The following is a 20,044-nucleotide window of genomic DNA, read 5'->3' on the forward strand; positions in this document are numbered from 1 at the left end:
TTTTAAATACAATTACCTCACTTCCTCACTAAACCATTATAACCATGTTTTTCAAAAAAGCATTTATAGCTCTATGCGCGATAGGTGTGCCATTTATCACTTTAGCGCAGACATCAGCGCCAAAATTTGATGTTAAGAATTTGCTTGCGACATCACCGGAAGCCGCGATGTTAGGCAGGTTCGGGGATATCCCGATCGGCTATTATACAGGAACGGCCGACGTTTCGATCCCTATTTATACCATTAAGGCATCCGGAATTGAAATCCCCATTGTCCTAAGTTATCACGGATCTGGAATTAAAGTAGAAGACGAAGCCACTAATGTTGGTCTTGGATGGAGCCTTGATCCCGGCGGCGCGATCGTTCATATTGTAAATGGTAGCGTTGATAACCTCGACAACTTAACGACAACAAATGGATATGGGTTTTTAAAAGCACATTGCCCGCAAGGGGTTTACACAGAACGCTATGAGTTTGGCGATGCTTATTTCACAGGTGCTGGTGGCTGTAGTTTTACCGACACAGAGGGTGCCGATGATTATCAGGCTTTGGACGCTGTAAACCGGGGGATGGGGCAACCCGACATCTATCAATTTAATTTTCCAGGCTACTCAGGGAAATTTTATATCAACCCGGAAATTGGGAATGTGGTTTTAATAAACCCGCGGCAACAGGATATTAGTTTTTCGAAAGATGGTAATAGCTGGACTGCAAAAACCATGGATGGGAACATTTTCCATTTTTCAGCGGTAGAAACCGTAGGGGTTTATCCTAATATATCAGGTGAAACATTTAAGCTATCACAAATCCAGCTGCATGATGGAAAGACGGTAAACTTTACTTATCAGGATGGCTATTACTCCTCATTTCAATATAGCGAATCTTTTCACTCAGATTATCCCTTGAGCATTAATGATGGAAGTACTAACACTGTTGTGCCCAATATGAGCGTAACAGATCATACTGTAAAAATGCTGACCAATATCAGTACAGATCTTGTCAGTGTTGATTTTAATCTCGAAAGCAGGGATGATATGCCCGTTGAATCTTTTAACGGATCGACTTTGCCTGTTAAAAGAATAAAATCGGTTGATGTTAAAGCGCTCAATACAGGCACTAAAGTCAAATCTTTTTTATTTAATTACGACTACTTTGTTAGTTTAAGTGCGCCCGTAGGTGGAAGTTTTCTGACCGGGCATGTAGGTACAATTGATCCGTCGGTTTATTCAGCAGACGCCAGGCGCCTAAAACTATTGTCTGTTCAAGAGGCTGGGTATAATACTAATGGGCAACAATTGCTGAATCAGCCTTATAGTTTTGCTTATAACGAGTCTATATCGATGCCATTAAAAACTTCTTATGCTAAAGATTTTTGGGGGTACTATAATAACATAGGTAATACCAAACTGATCCCTGACTTATCCTTTTTCGTCATGTCGGACGATCCTGACTACAATATAATGCCTGCTAACCTGACCACTTTATTTGCAGGGGCTAACCGTTCACCAAATGTAGCCTATATGCAGGTGGGGATGCTGAAACGTATCACCTACCCAACAGGCGGCTATTCTGATTTTACTTATGAACCCCATGATTTCGCTAATCACGCTTATCCTGACATGAACAAAATAACCCAAAGTCAGAAAAGTGGTTACATTGCAGATTATAATTTACCATCAGATACCAAATCAACCACTTTTACTTTATCCAAAGACCAGGTTATCCCTTTTAATGTCATCATTACTGAAGGTCCAAATACTTCACATGGTTTTTATGCACTTCAGCCCAGTACCGTTACCCTTACACAAGCTGTTTCGGGTGTAAATACAACGTTATATACCTGGCAAATGGACAACAGTGATCTGGATAATTTCAATGCCACCGGTACCCGGCAATGGACTACTCCTGTATCTATCACTTATACACCGGGGGCAGTTTACACAATTACAGCAAATTTGCCGGATAACCTGGGCCCGCAGGGAACTTCAACCGATGCGGCTTCAGTTAGTGTTAACTTTTCTTATTTCGATAGTCCGGCGGCATCTAAGATCAGCTATGGCGGAGGCTTACGTGTTTCTTCTATCACTAATTACACCCAATCGGGGGCAATAGCCAATAAAAAAGTCATCAAATACCAGAATGCAGACAATACATCTTCCGGTTTGTTGATGTCTCCGGTAAAACCGCTTTACAGGCGGACAATGTATGGCATGATAAATAGTTCAAATTCGACTGGTAATCCCAATTATTCAGCAGCCAAAGCAGATGTTTGGTTTATATCTTCTGAAAGCGCTGTGCCATTCTCAGATGCAGCCCAGGGTAATATGATCGGTTATACACGTGTGGAAGAAGACGATGTTGCACAGGATGGGTCTTTGAACGGCAGGCACGTATTTAATTATAACAATGCTGAAAGCGAATGGCATGTAAATACGCCTGCTAATCCAAATCCCTTAAATGGCCTGATTTTTAGAGACCAAATTTATAGTAATGGATCAGTTGTGCCACTACAGGAAACCACCTACAGTTATGATTATATCAATGCCTGGTTGTATACAGGCTATAAAGAAGCTTTAACATTTGTAGGCACTCCAGGCTGCGGCAATGCTTATGATTATTCACTTAGCGCCTTCCAGCCTTCCCGCAATTACGAACATGAGTTCCTGATCTGTTCTTATCCTTTCAATTCTTTTTGGTACCTGCCATCCGGAAAAACTACTGTGAAAACTGATAACGGGCAATCTGTAATTACCACCGAAGCCTATGCTTACAATACGAAAGGGCAAATGGTGAAAATGGACACCTACGACAGCAGGTTACGTAAAAAGTCTGTATCCAACCTTTATCCCCTTGATAATCCCGGTGACCCGATGTCGGCAACATTAATAAGTAACGGCTTATATAATAACCTACAACAGCAAACTACGTTATTGAATGATAATACAGAATTAGCAAAAGACAAAGTGAGTTATCGCGTAGAGAGTGGGCTGGTTGTACAAAATGATATTACAAGGTCTTATAATGGTGCGACCATGTTTACCGACGTAACATTTGACAGGTATGGACCGGATAAAACGCTTCGTCAATACACACAAAGAAGTACTCCTATAGTGCTGCTGTGGTCATTTAATAACACTTATCCAGTGGCTGAAATCAAAAATACAAGTTATGATGCAGTAGAAGCCGCGCTAGGCGGAAAATCAGTTGTCGATAATTTCGGACTGGAGATACCTGCAAAGGGGCGAATAGACAGTTTCCTCGCTACTATTAAATCAGCTTTGCCCAATGCACAGGTAACAATCTACACCTACGCACCTTTAATCGGTATGACCTCGACGACCGATGCCAAAGGGATACCAACCTATTACGAATATGACAGTTTTATGCGCCTGATGAATATTAAGGATAAAGATGGCAACATCGTGAAACACGTCGATTACCATTATCAGAACCAATAAACCTAAGCGATCACCTATCAAATCAGTCAATTGAAAACACAACATATTTTAAACAGGATAAAGCGGCGATATTTTGCTTTATCACTGTTATTATTCGCAGGACTTGCCGTGCATGCCCAAACCAATGTAAACGGTTCAATGACCGGTACCATATCATCGGGCGAATACTATAGCAGCGGGTCCATCCATATCACCAATGCCCATATTAATCCGGGAGCCGGTCAGCGGGTGCATATTTATACCGTAGGCGACTGCCTGCCTTTAAACAATCTGGCATTAAGCACAACGCAGAACTATGTTAGTACAGTAGTTCCGCGTATACCTGGCTACGTTCCTGGCAATACGGGTTATAGTACCTGCGATGTAATGCAGACGGTACAATATATCGACGGCCTGGGCAGGCCCCTACAAACGGTACAGGTGAAAGGCAACCCCAATGCCACACGCGATGTGGTACAGCCGGTAGCATACGATCAGTTTGGACGTGAGGCTACCAAATACCTGCCCTATACCACAGCCAGTAATGATGGCAGTTATAAAGCAGATGCATTGACCACCGGTCAGAATAGTTTTTATAATGCCCCGCCGTCAGGGGTGCCCACGATTACCATCCCTTCGGCCACAACTGTTTTCGAAGCATCGCCACTCAACAGGACTTTGGAACAAGGCGCACCGGGTAACGACTGGCAACCGGCTGGTACACCCAATACCACAGCAAGTGCAGGCCATACGGTAAAGGTTAGCTATGGGAGTAATGCTACCGGTGAAGTAGTACTATGGGTTGTTAACAGTAACGGTAATGGGGCAACAGGCACTGGTCCATACGACCCTAGTCAGTTGTATAAAACAACTACCACCGATGAAAACGGTAACCAAAGCATCGAGTTCAAAGACAAGGAAAACCACGTAGTTTGCAAAAAGGTACAATCAGGAACCAATACTTTCCAGTCGACCTGTTATGTGTATGACGACCTGAACAACCTGCGGTATGTGATTCCGCAGATGCCTGGTGCCTACCCAACCAGTTTTGCCGAAACCGATGGCGTGTTCCAAAACTACATCTACGGTTACCACTATGATGAACGGAACCGGTTAGTGCAAAAGAAGATCCCGGGCAAGGACTGGGAATACATGGTGTATAACCAGCTTGATCAATTGGTGCTTACCCAAGACGGTACCCACCGGGCTAATAAGCAATGGATACTGACGAAGTACGACGCTTTAGGCCGTGTGATCTTAACCGGTTTGTTTAAAGACACGGCAACACCTGCATTAACCCAGGCACAACTGCAAACCAACATTTACGCCGCAGCGCAATATGAAACATATACCGGTACAGGCTTAGGGTATACCTTAAACAGTTACCCGGCATTAAGCTGGGTATTTACACTCAACTTTTATGATAACTATAATTATCCTAATAACCCATATAATACTACGGTAAGCAATACTTTAACACAGCCAACCGGTTTACTAACGGCAAGTAAAACAGCTGTCTTATTGCCCGACGGCACCTTTGGGCCCATGTTATGGACGGTTCACTTTTACGATAGCAAAGGCAGGCAGGCACAAACCTACCAGCAGCATTACCTTAATGGTGGCACAAGTAACAGTGATTATGATGAAACGGCCTTCAGTTATAACTTTAACGACCAGGTAACCCAAACGACCAGGCACCATTACACCCAGGCCAATACCAGCAGCCCGGCATTAACCGTAGGTACAGCTTACACTTACGACCACATGGGCCGTAAAACCCAGACGAATGAACAACTGAACGGCGGAGCCAATGTGTTACTGAGCCAGGAAGATTATAACGAGGTTGGGCAACTGATGACCAAGCACCTGGGTAATAATGCACAACAGGTAGCTTATACGTACAACGAACGGGGCTGGTTAACAGGTAGCAGTGCTCCACTGTTTGCTATGCAGCTCAACTATAATACAGGAACTGCACCGCAATGGAATGGTAATATTAGCAGCCAGTATTGGGGTACACCTAACAATCTGGGTAAACATTATGACTATACGTATGACCCGTTAAACCGCTTAACAGCAGGAACATCCAGTGAAGGTTATACTGAAAATAACATCGGCTATGACCCTTTGGGTAATATCACCAGCCTGAACAGAAGCGGGCAGGGTAATTATGTACTTGGCTATAATTACAATGGTAATCAGTTAACATCCGTAACCAATAATGGCAGTAGCTTCAGGACTTATGGTTATGATGCCAATGGCAATGCCACTAGTGACGGGCAGGGTAATACCATTACCTACAACATGCTGAACTTACCGGCAAACATTGCAACCAAGAACTTAAGCTATACCTATGACGTTACAGGCAGAAAGCTGAGAAAGGTAAGCGGGACTAATACCACCAATTATATTGATGGCATACAGTATGATAACAATACCATCACGTTTGTACAAACGGAAGAAGGGCGTGCGATTAACAGTGGTGGCACTTATGCTTACGAATACACTCTTTCAGACCATTTGGGCAATACCCGTTTAAACTTTGACCAGAATGGTACCAACAAACAAGTGGAAGATTACTATCCATTCGGGTTAGAAATATCGAGAGGCATAGTAAGCAGCCCTAAAAATGAATATCTTTACAATAAGAAGGAACTACAGGAAGAACTCACCCAGTACGATTACGGTGCACGTTTCTACGACCCTGTAATTGGTAGATGGACGAGCGTAGATCCATTGGCGGAGATGGGGAGACGGATTAGTCCTTATGTATACGGAAAAAATAATTCTATTCGCTTTATTGATCCAGATGGTATGCTTGATGTTGATATTCAAGGGCCTGCTCAGCAAAAGGCTGTACAAGAATTGCAAAAATCAGTACAAGGTCAACTCACGTTGTCGACTGATGCTAAAGGTAATGTTAGTTATACAAAGTCTGCTCCAGATTTGTTAATTGGGGCCGATGCTAAGCAATTAATGGCGGCTATAGATGACCATTCAGTTACAGTTAATGTAGATGCGACTAATAATAAAACTACATCCAGTAATAGTTTATTTATTGGTGGCGCATTTTCTGGCAATACAGTTACGGCCGCCTCATCGCCGGGAGGAACTGCGACGGTGAGTACAAAGCAGGAAATTAATCCAACAGTGCTTGGTGCTGCAGATGCACCTTATGGAAAAGCTGGCGCGAATACTTTACATGAGGTTACTGAATCATATCAAGGTGCAAAGTTATCACAAGCAACTGGTGTTTCTTCTGGGGATTCGAAATCACCGGGGACAGTTTATCCAGCGGCGCACGCAGCTGCAACACCTCAAGCAGGGCCGATATATGAGAAAGCCTACGATAAACAAGGAAACATCGTTGGACCACCTACTTATCCAGGTGCTGTTCGAGCAGAGTATTCCGTTCAGCCAGCGAATAAACCACCAGTTGTAATCATGACAATACCATAATATGAAATACACTCTAATTTTAATATCTATAGCGCTCGTTGCTTGTGCTTCATCCAAGAGAGAAGGCGTAAAACATCCAGCCAAGAATGTTGCTACATCTTATAAAGTCTATAAGATTGATTCGATAAATACTTATTATTTGATTTATGCCAGAGGTCATGATACACTTTTTAAGATAGTTTCAAAAAAAAATAGCGTTAAATCTCATTATAAAATTAAAGTAAACACGAGTTATGAGTTTAAACTCCATTCAAGTTTGTTAAACAGACATATTGGAGCTAAAATATTATTGCCTCAAAATTCGCTCTTGGTTAACTGTTTTTCTTATGATGATAAAACACAAATTTGTCTGGAGGGGGACTCTATAAGGGACTTGTATTATGCTGAGAATATAAAAGGCCTATACTTTATTAAAACTAAGCGTTGATACCCACTACTAGTTTGAGCGTGTCGCTCGTGCCATTTAACAAATAGTATTTAAAGTCAAGCCCAGCCATCGTGCTGGGCTTGACTATTTCCTATCTCTTTGCTTTAAAATCTCTAACGAGAGCATCTACTACTTTAAATATTATAATCTTAGGTCAAAAGAGGCCGTGTTCCGTTACATTGGGGATAATTAGAGCATCCGTAAAATTCATTATGGTGGCCTTTTCTTTTTACCAGAATTCCTTGACATTCTGGGCATTTCTGAAAACCGGGGTTGCCGATGGTTGGGGCTTGCATTAACTCCGTTAGGAATTTACTAGGGTTAAGGGTGTCGTACAAAAGATAATTTTTATGCCTCGCGCGGGTAATAGCTACGTAGAACACACGACGTTCTTCAGCGTTCTCAAACTTGTCCCCCTCGTTAAGATACTCTTAGAAAACAATGATTTGTTACTGAATAAGGCCATCCTCAATAAACACTATCCCGCCTATAAAAAGCCTCCAAAAGAAAAAAATGGAATGCACTTCATCTTCACCGATTACCGCGACGGGATATTTACGCTCGTCATGCAGCAGAATGATATCCGTTTTGAGCAAATCTACTTAGGCATTGAAAAGGATACTTTATATGTGGCCTGCTATTGCGGTATGCCGGGAGCTATTCTATGTGGGCATGCTTATAAAGGAATTAGTAATATAACCTATGGGCAAAACTGCAAGCTTGAACGTTATTATTGGCCGGTGTTTGAATCCGACAGCAATGGCGTGGGCAAATATTTGGACATGGATATCACAAGGCTTGAGGCCTATATATCGCCCCGAACTGATTTCGGTAACCTTTATAGACGCGACCTGGGCTTAAAAAAACAAAGTGTGATTGTCTTCGACCACAAACTCCCTCAATCAGCAAAAAGAAAAGAAGGCGCTCACCAGGTATTAGGTTATCAGCTATTATATAACCGGTATTCGTTTTATAAGAATCACCTACCTTGTCTACTCCCTTTTGTAGGAACTACAACTAAAAGCGGGGACGATATTGGTTATTACGATTATTACCTCGTTAAAGAGAAGCAGTTCAATCATGGTTTAAAGCTGTCCAATGACCAGATCATATTGAATGAAATATCTAACGGTATGTTTGAAAATTGCAACTTCAGTCGAACATAATAAAGTCAAAGGAGAATACTCAGCAGAAACGAAAGATACATGCCGTTGATGCTCGAACTTTGGAGAAAGGCCATCCCTAAATTGCGGTTTGAGCAGCATTTAAAAAGTATCTATTCCCATAGTAGTTCCTGCTACCGTGACCGTCCGAGAAAGGCGGATGCGAAACCTACCAGGGTCACCATGGACGATTTGGAGATCAGCTTTATATTAAGCGACCAGGGAGACTACTATCAGCTTAAGCCGGTTATCAAAACCAATGGAAAAGATATCAGTGAGCACTATTACAAAGTGTCTCTATTCGTCATTGAACCCATAACGCCGACAAATTTCCATTTCCACCTGATTGACAACCTTCAGGATGAATATCTATTGAACTGGCTGAGCGAGGACTACAACAAGCTTACTGTTTTAAAACAGGATTTCGATAGTTTCCAGGATGGTTTTTTATGGCAACTTGGTGAATGCTATCAAATCTTTTATCTGCCTTATAAAGGGAAAAATCTGCGACCATACAATTCCAAAAATCTTAAAACGGTATAATTCTACCATTACAATATATTAATAATATTATCTTCTGGTTAAATTTTCAGCGATTGTATTAAGTATTATCTCCTCAACTTATATTAGCTCAGTTTTACTTAAACCTATCACAATTCATGAAAAAAATATTCCTTTTTTTTGTCGCTATTGTCTTTGCTCAGATCACTTTTGGCCAAAACACTTCTCCCTGGCCGTCAACCGGAAACGTCGGCATTGGAACTACTAATCCCACAGTAGCACTGGACGTTTTAGGCTCCCAAAGAATAATTTCATCTTCCGCCACGGGATTTGTGGTTGGAAATGCACAGGGAAATTATTCTATTATTTACAACGGCCAAACTGGTTATACATCTATTTATGCACTTTCAAGTCAGAATTTTAGCACACGCACTGACGGGAATACAGGCTTCAATAGCGGTAACGCATTATTTTATAATAACGCCCAGATAATGGCCTATCAACAACCACTAACTATAATGAGGTCCTGGCCGGGCAACAGTATTGCTGGTGGTCTTATTATAGATAATGATAATCGGAGTACAGTTCCAGCCATCTATAAAATAGCGTCCTTTAGACTAACAGGGATCGAAAAATCATACATCGATCAAACCGGAGGCGCATACTTCGCTGGAAATGTGGGAATTGGTACCATCCAGCCTGATGCCAAGTTAGCGGTGAAGGGAACTATTCATGCAACAGAGGTGTTGGTTGACACCAATGTACCTCAGCCTGATTATGTCTTCGACAAAGACTATGATCTCACCTCTCTTAAAGATGTAAAAAACTATATCGATCAAAATCATCACTTACCAGAATTACCATCCGCTGCACAGGTAGCTAAAGATGGCATTAATATAGGTGAGATGAATGCTAAGCTTTTGAAAAAGATTGAAGAGTTGACTTTGTATTTGATTGAAAAGGATGATCAGCTGCGTACGGAGCAATCAAAAAACACTACTCAGCAGCAACAAATTGATCAATTGAAAATGCAAATGAAGGATTTGTTGATCACTTAAAAAAAAAAAATAACTTGTATCACAATTTTATGAAGAAACTTCTCTCGGTAATTGTGCCTTTATTGGCATGTTCATTATCTTATGCACAAAATACTTTTCCTTGGCCTCAGACCGGTAGTGTGGGCATCGGCACTACGACTTTTCCGACGAATGGAAGGCTTTTGGTTAACGGCCCTATAGATAATATATCCGTCAACGAATACGGCGCGTTCCGCGTATATGACGGCCAAAATTTTGCAGGTGGTGTAGGGAGTTATGCTTGGGCCAAGAGAGGCGGTGCTGCTACCGATTTTACCTTATTTACGCCAAATAACCTGTATTTATTTTCAGGCGGCAACGAACAGATAGCCGTGTTGGCATCAGGAAAGGTTGGCATCGGTACTAATATACCGGACCAGAAGTTAACTGTAAATGGGACCATCCATGCTACCGAGGTGTTAGTAGATCAGACAGTCCCAACACCTGATTATGTTTTCGACCAAGACTACGAATTATCTTCACTGAAGGATGTAAAAAGCTACATAGATAAAAATCATCACTTACCTGAAATACCGTCTGCTGCGCAAGTTGCCAAAGATGGTATTAACCTCGGTGAGATGAATGCCAGGTTGCTTAAGAAAATCGAAGAGTTGACTTTGTATTTAATTGAAAAAGACAAGAAAGATGACAGGCAGCAGCAACAAATTAACAGACTGGAAAATCAGGTAAAGAAACTGTTAGCTACAGCAAACAAAAATCAATAATCTACAAGTATTTTAATGAAAAGCTTCTTTTTAGGTTTATTTATAAGCCTCTCTATTGTGTGCAAAGCACAAACATCGCCTGACGGTAAACCTTTAGTACAACTTGCCTCCATTTATAATTGGGATTTCAGCCAACGCCCGGCTGGGTGGTACCGCATTGCTTCCATACCTGGCTCTGGATTAACCGCTGCGCTAATACGTGGTAATGCGACCTTCGAATTGCGGGAAGATGCCGACCACTCAACATTGCGTTTCGAATTGGGCGTTAGCTATGGTGGCGGTAATTCGGGTTCATCTTTTACCATAACAAGTCACAGCTATTGGGCAGCACCAACCTTTACCAGGATTAGAATTTTAACTCAGGGTACTTATAATGATCAGTTTGTAGAAGTTTATGTTAACCCGCATAATAATAACAATTCATCTTTCAATGCCTATCTGATTCATCCGTTTGCGAATGGCGACTGGAATTTGGAGAGCTGGACACCCGGATTTATCCCCGCTGGCTATACGTCTACAGAGTTTGATACCAGTCAGCTTTTTACTGTTGGTAATCTGGATAATAAAAATATTTTGACAGTGAGCAGAAATGGTCGCGTAGGTATCGGATCTCCGAGCCCTGATGCGACACTCACCGTCAATGGTACTATACACGCCACCGAAGTCTTGGTAGATCAAGCGGTTCCTCATCCTGATTATGTTTTTGACAAAGATTACAATCTCGCTTCACTAAAAGATGTAAAAACATATATCGACAAAAATCACCACTTACCCGAAATACCATCCGCTGCACAAGTCGCTAAAGACGGTATCAGTCTGGGGGAGATGAATGCGAAACTGTTGAAAAAAATTGAAGAGCTGACTTTGTATTTGATTGAAAAGGATCAAGGCGATAAAGTGAAAGATAAGTTACTTATCTCTCAGCAAAATCAAATTAACGATGGACAAAGGCAAATTGCTCAATTGAAGACACAAATAGAAGACTTGTTAAGCTCTTCAAATAAAAAATAATTCTATACAGTTTCATGAAAAAACTTCTGATTTTAATTTTGCCTGTTTTGGCAATAAATTACTCCTATGCACAAATTACGACAGATCCTAATACCGGAAATGTTGGTATTGGAACCACATCTCCTGCGAGTAAATTAACTGTCGATGCCGGAGGCGCTACCGGAGGAGGGGTTCTTATAAAAGGGACCAGTGGCCCCGGCTTACTTTTAGATGCGGGTTCTTTCTCATTCCAGGCAGGTTTGGCAACATCGCCATACTACTATTCGGATATTGCACAACAAGGCGATGCGGTTCTCCGTATTGGCCAATCATCCAATACAGGTAGTCTGATCTTTGGTATAAGAAATTCAACTGGTGATTTCAAATTTACCACCTTCAATGGCAGCACTACCGATAATGTCCAGATGATTATAAAGCAGAATGGCAACATAGGAGTTGGTACATCAATACCAAATTACAAATTGGATGTAGCCGGAACTGGTAATATCAATGGCCAGGCATGGTTTAGTTACGGAAACAACAATATGAGTGGCTACTCCTGGACGAATGCAGCCCTTACTACTAATAGTATAGAAATTGTCAATAACAATGCAACCGTAAGCAACCTGTCTCCTACACTCGTTTTTCACAGATATGGGTCCGGTGGACCGCAGTTTAGATTAGCAGCAGATGGTTCAAATGTGCTTTATTTAGAAAGTGCAGGTGCTAATTCCTCCCGAAGCCCGTTGGCATACGGAGGAGGGCCTAATAGCTATTTCTCTCGCTTACATGTTGATGCAAATCTAACAACTTCCGGAAATATTGGGGTCGGAGTTGCTGTCCCAATGGCAAAGCTTCATATTTCCGATTCTGGAACGTCTTCAAATTCAACCGGGGTATACAATGGAAATATGGTTATACAAGGAAATTCTGGAGGCCGAAATTCTACAAGTGGTGCAACTTTAGAATTTGTAATTCCTGCTAACACCGATGGAAGTAATCCTTGGGGGCAGGGAAGAATTATTACAGTAGCGGGAAATGCTGATAATGGGAATGCAACAGGTAAAATGATTATAGGAACAAGGAGGGCGTTCGACAAAAAGACCGGGACAGGCTATACCTGGAATTATGGAGACGACTTGGTAATTGATGGTACTGGCCAGATTGGCGTTGGAACACTTAATCCTGATGCTAAATTGGCGGTGCAAGGTACTATACATGCTACTGAAGTCCTAGTTGACCCCAACGTCCCAACACCTGACTATGTATTCGATAAAGAATATAATCTCGCTTCACTAAAAGACGTAAAAAACTACATCGATCAAAACCATCACCTGCCCGAAATTCCATCCGCTGCACAGGTGGCTAAAGAAGGAATTAACCTCGGGGAGATGAACGCTAAGCTTTTGAAAAAGATTGAAGAGCTGACGTTGTATCTAATTGAAAATGAAAAACAATTAAAAGAACAAAAAAGGCTTATTCAAGCTAATGCTGAGAAAGCCAGCATGAAATTTAAAGAGCAACAAAAGTTAATTAATCAATTAAAAGGCCAATTAACGAACTCCTCTCACAATTAAACGAATCAATTTATCTAAACCTAAATTATGAATATACTAAAAAGCCTTATCAAGGGTGCATTGTTTCCTGTTTTGATATTAGGGGGCTATGGCCTGCATGCCCAGGAAAAATATCAGCCTGGGAAATTTATTCCTCCTTCTCCTACCGCAGCATCGTTAGGTGTCTACGGAGATTTTCCGGTAGGATACTATAGCGGAACGCCGAATATTAATATTCCGATCTATAACATCAAAACAGCAAATCATAATCTCAATATCGCCTTAAATTATAATGCGTCGGGTACAAAGCCAGCTACTGAAGCCAGTTGGGTAGGATTGGGCTGGTCTCTTTCTTGTGGTGGTGTAATTACACGTACGGTGAGAGGAAAGGACGACTTTGCAATTAATAACATGGGTTATTACAACAATGGACCTCTGCCCCCATCCGCAGAAGATAATAGTTACGATTTATCCCATGCTACGAATCCTTCAGTTGATTACACTTTCTTTCACACGTTGTATGGTGGTTCCGCAGATGGAGAGCCGGATATTTTTAATTATAATTTCGGGGAGTTTGCCGGTAAGTTTGTTCTTGGTAAGAGTACTGATGGCAGCCCAATCTATATGGATGCCAAAAATAACCTAAAATTTATTTATTCAAATGGTGAATGGATCGTTACAGACGCAAAGGGATATCAATATCATTTTGCTACACAGGAGATTTCTGAGGATTGGTTCGCACCTGGCACTTCAATTGAATTCACCGCTCAGGCAGGTTTAGGAGGCTTAGCTAATGACTTTTCAACTTATAGGTCAGCGAACGCATGGTACTTAGATTATATTGTTTCACCAACTTCAGAAAAGGTTCAGTTCGAATATAGCACCTCAGAAAGCTTTGGCTTGCTGAACAAATCCGAGCAGCAATATTTTTTAACAGCCTTTGCAGGCGGGGGGTGTACGGTTTCTTCACAATTGCCCGGAAATTACAAGACTTATGGAGCATCTAAACAGCTTATTCACGATATTTTTTTGAAAAAAATCTCGTTTGCAAACGGAAGTCTCGAATTTGGCACGACTATCCGTGACGATATTGAATTTCCCGATGCTAACCAACAACCGGTAAAACTAAGCACAATTACACTTAAGAATACAGCAGGCCAGCCGTTAAAAGTCTTTCATTTTAATTACAACTATTTCTCAGATCTGGATAATACAAAGCGGCTTAAGCTGGAGTCTATGGTCGAATCAGACCCCAATGGAAACGTTAATAAGCCTTATGTATTCAGTTATTTTGATTATAATGGCGGGTGGCTGCCTCCTAAGCTTACGAAAGATATAGATCATTGGGGGTTTTATAACAATGCCGGTAACCAAAGTCTCTTACCTTTAGAAACATTGCCGATTTCATTGAATTCTTTAGTTCTTGACGGTGGTAGCCGAGAGCCGGAGCTTTCCGGCAATTATATAAAATCGGGGGTGTTGTCTTCTATTAAATACCCTACCGGCGGCCATACTGACTTCGACTACGAGTTGCATGATTATTCAAACTTAATAGGTGACGAAGCATTCATGCCATCGGCTCAATTTGCTTCGGTAAGTAATAATGACCCGAATACGCTTTATAAATCAGTTGAATTTGACATCACTAAGAAACAAATAGCCACAATCGCGTATGTATATGATGAGTATAATTGTGCACCCTGCAATCCAAATGGTGTCACAGACATTTTTGCAGCACTATACAAGGACGGGCAAGCTGTACCAGGGTTATATAATGCGAATAGTGATGGTACATTGCAAAATGTAGGGGTAAAGACGCTCGGGCTCGATGTAGGACACTATACGTTGACGGTTAAAAACATACCAGGCTATACGACAAGCGCAACACTAAATTATAACACTTATACGCCGGTGACACAAAAAATTGGTGGAGGTATTCGTGTTAAATCTATTATTAGTTATGACAATGCAGGAAACAGCATTATTAAGCGGCTTCAATATACTAAAGGAATTAATGGAAACGTTTCTTCGGGGCGGTTGCTATCACATCCATTGTATGACTATCAACAAGACGCTTCAGATGGACAATCAAATGGCGACTGCACTTATCTTGGTCACTATGTGGTACGTTCTTCAAGTTCTATTGACCAACCCGGGTTGTCCGCTTCAGGTACAGTAATCGGCTATGATAAAGTTACCGAATTAATAGGTAATAATGGAGAAGGTGGAAAAACTGAATATTACTATTATAATATTGAAGAGTCAAAAGATGCCTATCCCAATATTCCGACCATCGGAGATATACGTAATGGCAAATTAATCAGAAGTATAGCGTATGATAATTTGGGTAATCCGGTTAACAAAAAGGAATATGATTATGAAATTAAAGAAACAAATTCAATTAAGGGTGTGAAAGCATTTGGTTTACCTTTTGTTACCTCTGAGTACCCCATTTTTTGGTTCCGGTTCTACGATAATTTATCAACATGGTTCGTTAACTCAGTCGAGCGGGATGTAACCTATACGAGAAATGATTCGACCGTTACAGTGACCAATATGACGTATGATAATAATGTACATAGGCAACTAACCACCTCTACACTTATTAATAGTATCGGCAATTCGATAAAACATGTGTACAATTATCCTTCAGAAATGGTAGCTAACGGCAATGACCCTACAGGGATTTATACACTTATGGTAAATGCCAACATGCTTAGTCCTGTTATTGAAGATATTGCTTATAAAAACACCTCATTTACGGAAAAGACTAAAACAAACTATTCAAATCAGTGGACGAATCAGAACATCAAGCCGCAATCGATAGAATCGCAGGTACTCGGTAATAGCTCTGAGCCACGCTTAAGTTATACAGGATATGACAAAATTGGAAATGTGCTTAGTTTGTCACAGGTGTCGGGGCCTCCAATTACTTATCTGTGGGGATATAACAACCAATACCCCGTCGCAGAAATCAAAAATGCCACTTATCAAGCCGTAGTTAATGCACTGGGGCAAAGTATAATTGATGGACTAAATAGTTCACCCGGTACAGATGCAGCCATCAGAAATCAGCTGGCGGTTTTGCGGACAGCTTTGCCCAATGCACAGGTAACAATCTACACCTACGCACCTTTAATCGGTATGACCTCGACGACCGATGCCAAAGGGATACCAACCTATTACGAATATGACAGTTTCCTGCGCCTGATGAATATTAAGGATAAAGATGGCAACATCGTGAAACACGTCGATTACCATTATCAGAACCAATAAACCTAAGCGATCACCTATCAAATCAGTCAATTGAAAACACAACATATTTTAAACAGGATAAAGCGGCGATATTTTGCTTTATCACTGTTATTATTCGCAGGACTTGCCGTGCATGCCCAAACCAATGTAAACGGTTCAATGACCGGTACCATATCATCGGGCGAATACTATAGCAGCGGGTCCATCCATATCACCAATGCCCATATTAATCCGGGAGCCGGTCAGCGGGTGCATATTTATACCGTAGGCGACTGCCTGCCTTTAAACAATCTGGCATTAAGCACAACGCAGAACTATGTTAGTACAGTAGTTCCGCGTATACCTGGCTACGTTCCTGGCAATACGGGTTATAGTACCTGCGATGTAATGCAGACGGTACAATATATCGACGGCCTGGGCAGGCCCCTACAAACGGTACAGGTGAAAGGCAACCCCAATGCCACACGCGATGTGGTACAGCCGGTAGCATACGATCAGTTTGGACGTGAGGCTACCAAATACCTGCCCTATACCACAGCCAGTAATGATGGCAGTTATAAAGCAGATGCATTGACCACCGGTCAGAATAGTTTTTATAATGCCCCGCCGTCAGGGGTGCCCACGATTACCATCCCTTCGGCCACAACTGTTTTCGAAGCATCGCCACTCAACAGGACTTTGGAACAAGGCGCACCGGGTAACGACTGGCAACCGGCTGGTACACCCAATACCACAGCAAGTGCAGGCCATACGGTAAAGGTTAGCTATGGGAGTAATGCTACCGGTGAAGTAGTACTATGGGTTGTTAACAGTAACGGTAATGGGGCAACAGGCACTGGTCCATACGACCCTAGTCAGTTGTATAAAACAACTACCACCGATGAAAACGGTAACCAAAGCATCGAGTTCAAAGACAAGGAAAACCACGTAGTTTGCAAAAAGGTACAATCAGGAACCAATACTTTCCAGTCGACCTGTTATGTGTATGACGACCTGAACAACCTGCGGTATGTGATTCCGCAGATGCCTGGTGCCTACCCAACCAGTTTTGCCGAAACCGATGGCGTGTTCCAAAACTACATCTACGGTTACCACTATGATGAACGGAACCGGTTAGTGCAAAAGAAGATCCCGGGCAAGGACTGGGAATACATGGTGTATAACCAGCTTGATCAATTGGTGCTTACCCAAGACGGTACCCACCGGGCTAATAAGCAATGGATACTGACGAAGTACGACGCTTTAGGCCGTGTGATCTTAACCGGTTTGTTTAAAGACACGGCAACACCTGCATTAACCCAGGCACAACTGCAAACCAACATTTACGCCGCAGCGCAATATGAAACATATACCGGTACAGGCTTAGGGTATACCTTAAACAGTTACCCGGCATTAAGCTGGGTATTTACACTCAACTTTTATGATAACTATAATTATCCTAATAACCCATATAATACTACGGTAAGCAATACTTTAACACAGCCAACCGGTTTACTAACGGCAAGTAAAACAGCTGTCTTATTGCCCGACGGCACCTTTGGGCCCATGTTATGGACGGTTCACTTTTACGATAGCAAAGGCAGGCAGGCACAAACCTACCAGCAGCATTACCTTAATGGTGGCACAAGTAACAGTGATTATGATGAAACGGCCTTCAGTTATAACTTTAACGACCAGGTAACCCAAACGACCAGGCACCATTACACCCAGGCCAATACCAGCAGCCCGGCATTAACCGTAGGTACAGCTTACACTTACGACCACATGGGCCGTAAAACCCAGACGAATGAACAACTGAACGGCGGAGCCAATGTGTTACTGAGCCAGGAAGATTATAACGAGGTTGGGCAACTGATGACCAAGCACCTGGGTAATAATGCACAACAGGTAGCTTATACGTACAACGAACGGGGCTGGTTAACAGGTAGCAGTGCTCCACTGTTTGCTATGCAGCTCAACTACAATACAGGAGCTGCACCGCAATGGAACGGCAACATCAGCCAGATGACCTACTTAACGACAAAGACAGCCCAACCTGGCAATCGTACATTTAATTATACTTACGATAACCTGAACAGGTTGAAAGTTGCCGCTTTCTCGGGTGGACTGGCAACCGATGCACTCGATGAAAACATCAGTTATGATGAACTGGGCAACATTACCCAGTTAAGCAGGGCTAATGCAGGCACACTCAACTATACCAGCTATACAGGTAGCCAGCTTAACACCGTAACCGGGTATAGTCCGCGCAGCTATGTTTATGACGCCAATGGTAACGCTACCTCTGACGGACAAGGCCAGCAGATTGATTACAATATGCTTAACTTACCGCAGGATACCAAACGCAATAATGCCATTGTGGCCCGTTACACTTATGATGCCTCAGGACAAAAGCTTCGTAATACGGGCAGCGATGGTACCTGGGACTATATTAATGGTGTAGTTTACAAAAATGGAACCGTAGCGTTTATCCAAACCGACGAAGGACGCATTGCCAATAATAACGGTACTTATAATTACGAATACAATCTGCAAGACCACTTAGGCAATAACCGGGTGAGCTTTGATATTTACAATGGGGCTGCTCGTGTGGTGCAGGAAGATGAATACTATAGTTTCGGCCTGCGCAAACCTGGAGGTTATGATTACTCAAACAATAACCGTTATCTTTATAATGGAAAGGAGATACAAACAGATTTAACTAACCAATATGATTACGGTGCACGTTTCTACGACCCTGTAATTGCTCGCTGGACAACCATCGATCCATTAATTGAAAGCAATCATCATTCTTGGACACCGTATGCTTATGTTTATAACAATCCTATATTATTGATGGACCCTGATGGAAGAGATTCTACTCAAAGAGCACAAGCTCAGGCAAAAGCAAGGGAATTTGTAAAACAGAATGATAACGGAAAGGGTAATTCTTATAAAATGGGTGCAAAGGGTAACCCAGGAGAACCATGCGATTGTTCAAATTTGGTGTCAAAATCTGTTGTAGCAGGGGGAGAAAAAGATCCAAATAAAGGAACCAGTAATGGGGTAACTAACATAGCTGATAACACCACTCCAGTCGATCCTAAAGACGTAGTACCAGGAAATATTGTTATTCTGCACGGTTCAACACATACGGGTATCATTACTTTGGTTCAAAGGGATAAAGATGGTAATATTGTAAATGAACAGATGATAGACTCTGGAGGACAACCATCGAGTGGCACATCAGGCCCAAGAGTAAGTAATCTTGTAACAAATGGAAAAGAGAACTACTGGGGGCAAAGAGTTGATGGTTATCGAAAATGGGATACAAAACCTGATGCGCCATCAACGCCTACTAACAGTAAAGCTGCTCAACCTCAACAAAGTCAAGGGTTATGGAATTCTATTAAAACCAGCGTTACAAACACCTTTAACTACATAATGGACAACATGTAATAATCTAAACATAAAAA

General features: G+C 41.9%; 12 protein-coding genes. 11 read left to right on the top strand and 1 reads right to left on the bottom strand.

All coding sequences use genetic code 11. The features are described 5' to 3' along the window. Positions 1–44: 44 nt before the first annotated feature. From PQO05_RS06760 to PQO05_RS06770, 3 genes are read left to right on the top strand one after another with little or no spacing between them, the layout of a single operon-like run. A complete protein-coding gene (locus tag PQO05_RS06760; protein ID WP_273631940.1) occupies positions 45–3,458 on the top strand; it encodes an RHS repeat domain-containing protein in 3,414 nt (1,137 codons plus the stop codon). Between the two features lie 30 nt (positions 3,459–3,488). After that, a complete protein-coding gene (locus tag PQO05_RS06765; protein WP_273631941.1) occupies positions 3,489–6,896 on the top strand; it encodes a DUF6443 domain-containing protein in 3,408 nt (1,135 codons plus the stop codon). Between the two features lies 1 nt (position 6,897). Further along, positions 6,898–7,323: a hypothetical protein gene (locus PQO05_RS06770; protein WP_273631942.1), complete on the top strand. Its 426-nt coding sequence runs from the start codon at positions 6,898–6,900 to the stop codon at positions 7,321–7,323. Between the two features lie 149 nt (positions 7,324–7,472). Here PQO05_RS06770 and PQO05_RS26785 read toward each other — a convergent pair whose 3' ends face one another. Next, positions 7,473–7,619, bottom strand: a complete 147-nt coding sequence (locus tag PQO05_RS26785) for a topoisomerase DNA-binding C4 zinc finger domain-containing protein (protein WP_475582067.1) — start codon at positions 7,617–7,619, stop codon at positions 7,473–7,475. 54 nt (positions 7,620–7,673) lie between these two features. Here PQO05_RS26785 and PQO05_RS06775 point away from each other — a divergent pair, with 54 nt between their 5' ends. The 8 genes from PQO05_RS06775 to PQO05_RS06810 all read left to right on the top strand — a co-directional run bounded on the left by PQO05_RS06775 (position 7,674) and on the right by PQO05_RS06810 (position 20,027). Further along, positions 7,674–8,489: a hypothetical protein gene (locus tag PQO05_RS06775; protein ID WP_273631943.1), complete on the top strand. Its 816-nt coding sequence runs from the start codon at positions 7,674–7,676 to the stop codon at positions 8,487–8,489. A 39-nt stretch (positions 8,490–8,528) separates the two neighbouring features. Beyond that, a complete protein-coding gene (locus PQO05_RS06780) occupies positions 8,529–9,029 on the top strand; it encodes a hypothetical protein (protein WP_273631944.1) in 501 nt (166 codons plus the stop codon). Between the two features lie 116 nt (positions 9,030–9,145). Further along, positions 9,146–10,045, top strand: coding sequence for a tail fiber protein (locus PQO05_RS06785; protein ID WP_273631945.1), 900 nt, complete (start codon positions 9,146–9,148; stop codon positions 10,043–10,045). A 29-nt stretch (positions 10,046–10,074) separates the two neighbouring features. Continuing rightward, the gene (locus PQO05_RS06790) at positions 10,075–10,788 is read left to right on the top strand and encodes a tail fiber protein (RefSeq protein WP_273631946.1); all 714 of its coding nucleotides are present in this window, start codon (positions 10,075–10,077) and stop codon (positions 10,786–10,788) included. A 15-nt stretch (positions 10,789–10,803) separates the two neighbouring features. Continuing rightward, complete coding sequence (locus PQO05_RS06795) at positions 10,804–11,799, top strand: hypothetical protein (RefSeq protein ID WP_273631947.1); 996 nt, start codon at positions 10,804–10,806, stop codon at positions 11,797–11,799. 14 nt (positions 11,800–11,813) lie between these two features. After that, positions 11,814–13,355 carry a hypothetical protein gene (locus PQO05_RS06800; protein ID WP_273631948.1) on the top strand — a complete coding sequence of 514 codons (1,542 nt, stop codon included), beginning with the start codon at positions 11,814–11,816 and terminating at the stop codon, positions 13,353–13,355. A gap of 27 nt (positions 13,356–13,382) precedes the next feature. Further along, positions 13,383–16,610 (top strand): hypothetical protein, encoded by a 3,228-nt coding sequence (locus PQO05_RS06805; protein ID WP_273631949.1) that lies wholly within the window; start codon positions 13,383–13,385, stop codon positions 16,608–16,610. A gap of 30 nt (positions 16,611–16,640) precedes the next feature. Next, the gene (locus tag PQO05_RS06810) at positions 16,641–20,027 is read left to right on the top strand and encodes a DUF6443 domain-containing protein (RefSeq protein ID WP_273631950.1); all 3,387 of its coding nucleotides are present in this window, start codon (positions 16,641–16,643) and stop codon (positions 20,025–20,027) included. The last annotated feature ends 17 nt before the right edge of the window (positions 20,028–20,044 follow it).

The sequence above is a fragment of the Mucilaginibacter jinjuensis genome (assembly GCF_028596025.1).
Taxonomy (GTDB): domain Bacteria; phylum Bacteroidota; class Bacteroidia; order Sphingobacteriales; family Sphingobacteriaceae; genus Mucilaginibacter; species Mucilaginibacter jinjuensis.

Bases quoted from the DNA above. Each gene is read 5' to 3' on its own strand.
- PQO05_RS06760 (WP_273631940.1), top strand. From the start codon at position 45: ATGTTTTTCAAAAAAGCATTTATAGCTCTATGCGCGATAGGTGTGCCA.
- PQO05_RS06780 (WP_273631944.1), top strand. From the start codon at position 8,529: ATGCCGTTGATGCTCGAACTTTGGAGAAAGGCCATCCCTAAATTGCGG.
- PQO05_RS06770 (WP_273631942.1), top strand. From the start codon at position 6,898: ATGAAATACACTCTAATTTTAATATCTATAGCGCTCGTTGCTTGTGCT.
- PQO05_RS06795 (WP_273631947.1), top strand. From the start codon at position 10,804: ATGAAAAGCTTCTTTTTAGGTTTATTTATAAGCCTCTCTATTGTGTGC.
- PQO05_RS06775 (WP_273631943.1), top strand. From the start codon at position 7,674: ATGCCTCGCGCGGGTAATAGCTACGTAGAACACACGACGTTCTTCAGC.
- PQO05_RS06790 (WP_273631946.1), top strand. From the start codon at position 10,075: ATGAAGAAACTTCTCTCGGTAATTGTGCCTTTATTGGCATGTTCATTA.
- PQO05_RS06785 (WP_273631945.1), top strand. From the start codon at position 9,146: ATGAAAAAAATATTCCTTTTTTTTGTCGCTATTGTCTTTGCTCAGATC.
- PQO05_RS06800 (WP_273631948.1), top strand. From the start codon at position 11,814: ATGAAAAAACTTCTGATTTTAATTTTGCCTGTTTTGGCAATAAATTAC.
- PQO05_RS26785 (WP_475582067.1), bottom strand. From the start codon at position 7,619: ATGCAAGCCCCAACCATCGGCAACCCCGGTTTTCAGAAATGCCCAGAA.
- PQO05_RS06805 (WP_273631949.1), top strand. From the start codon at position 13,383: ATGAATATACTAAAAAGCCTTATCAAGGGTGCATTGTTTCCTGTTTTG.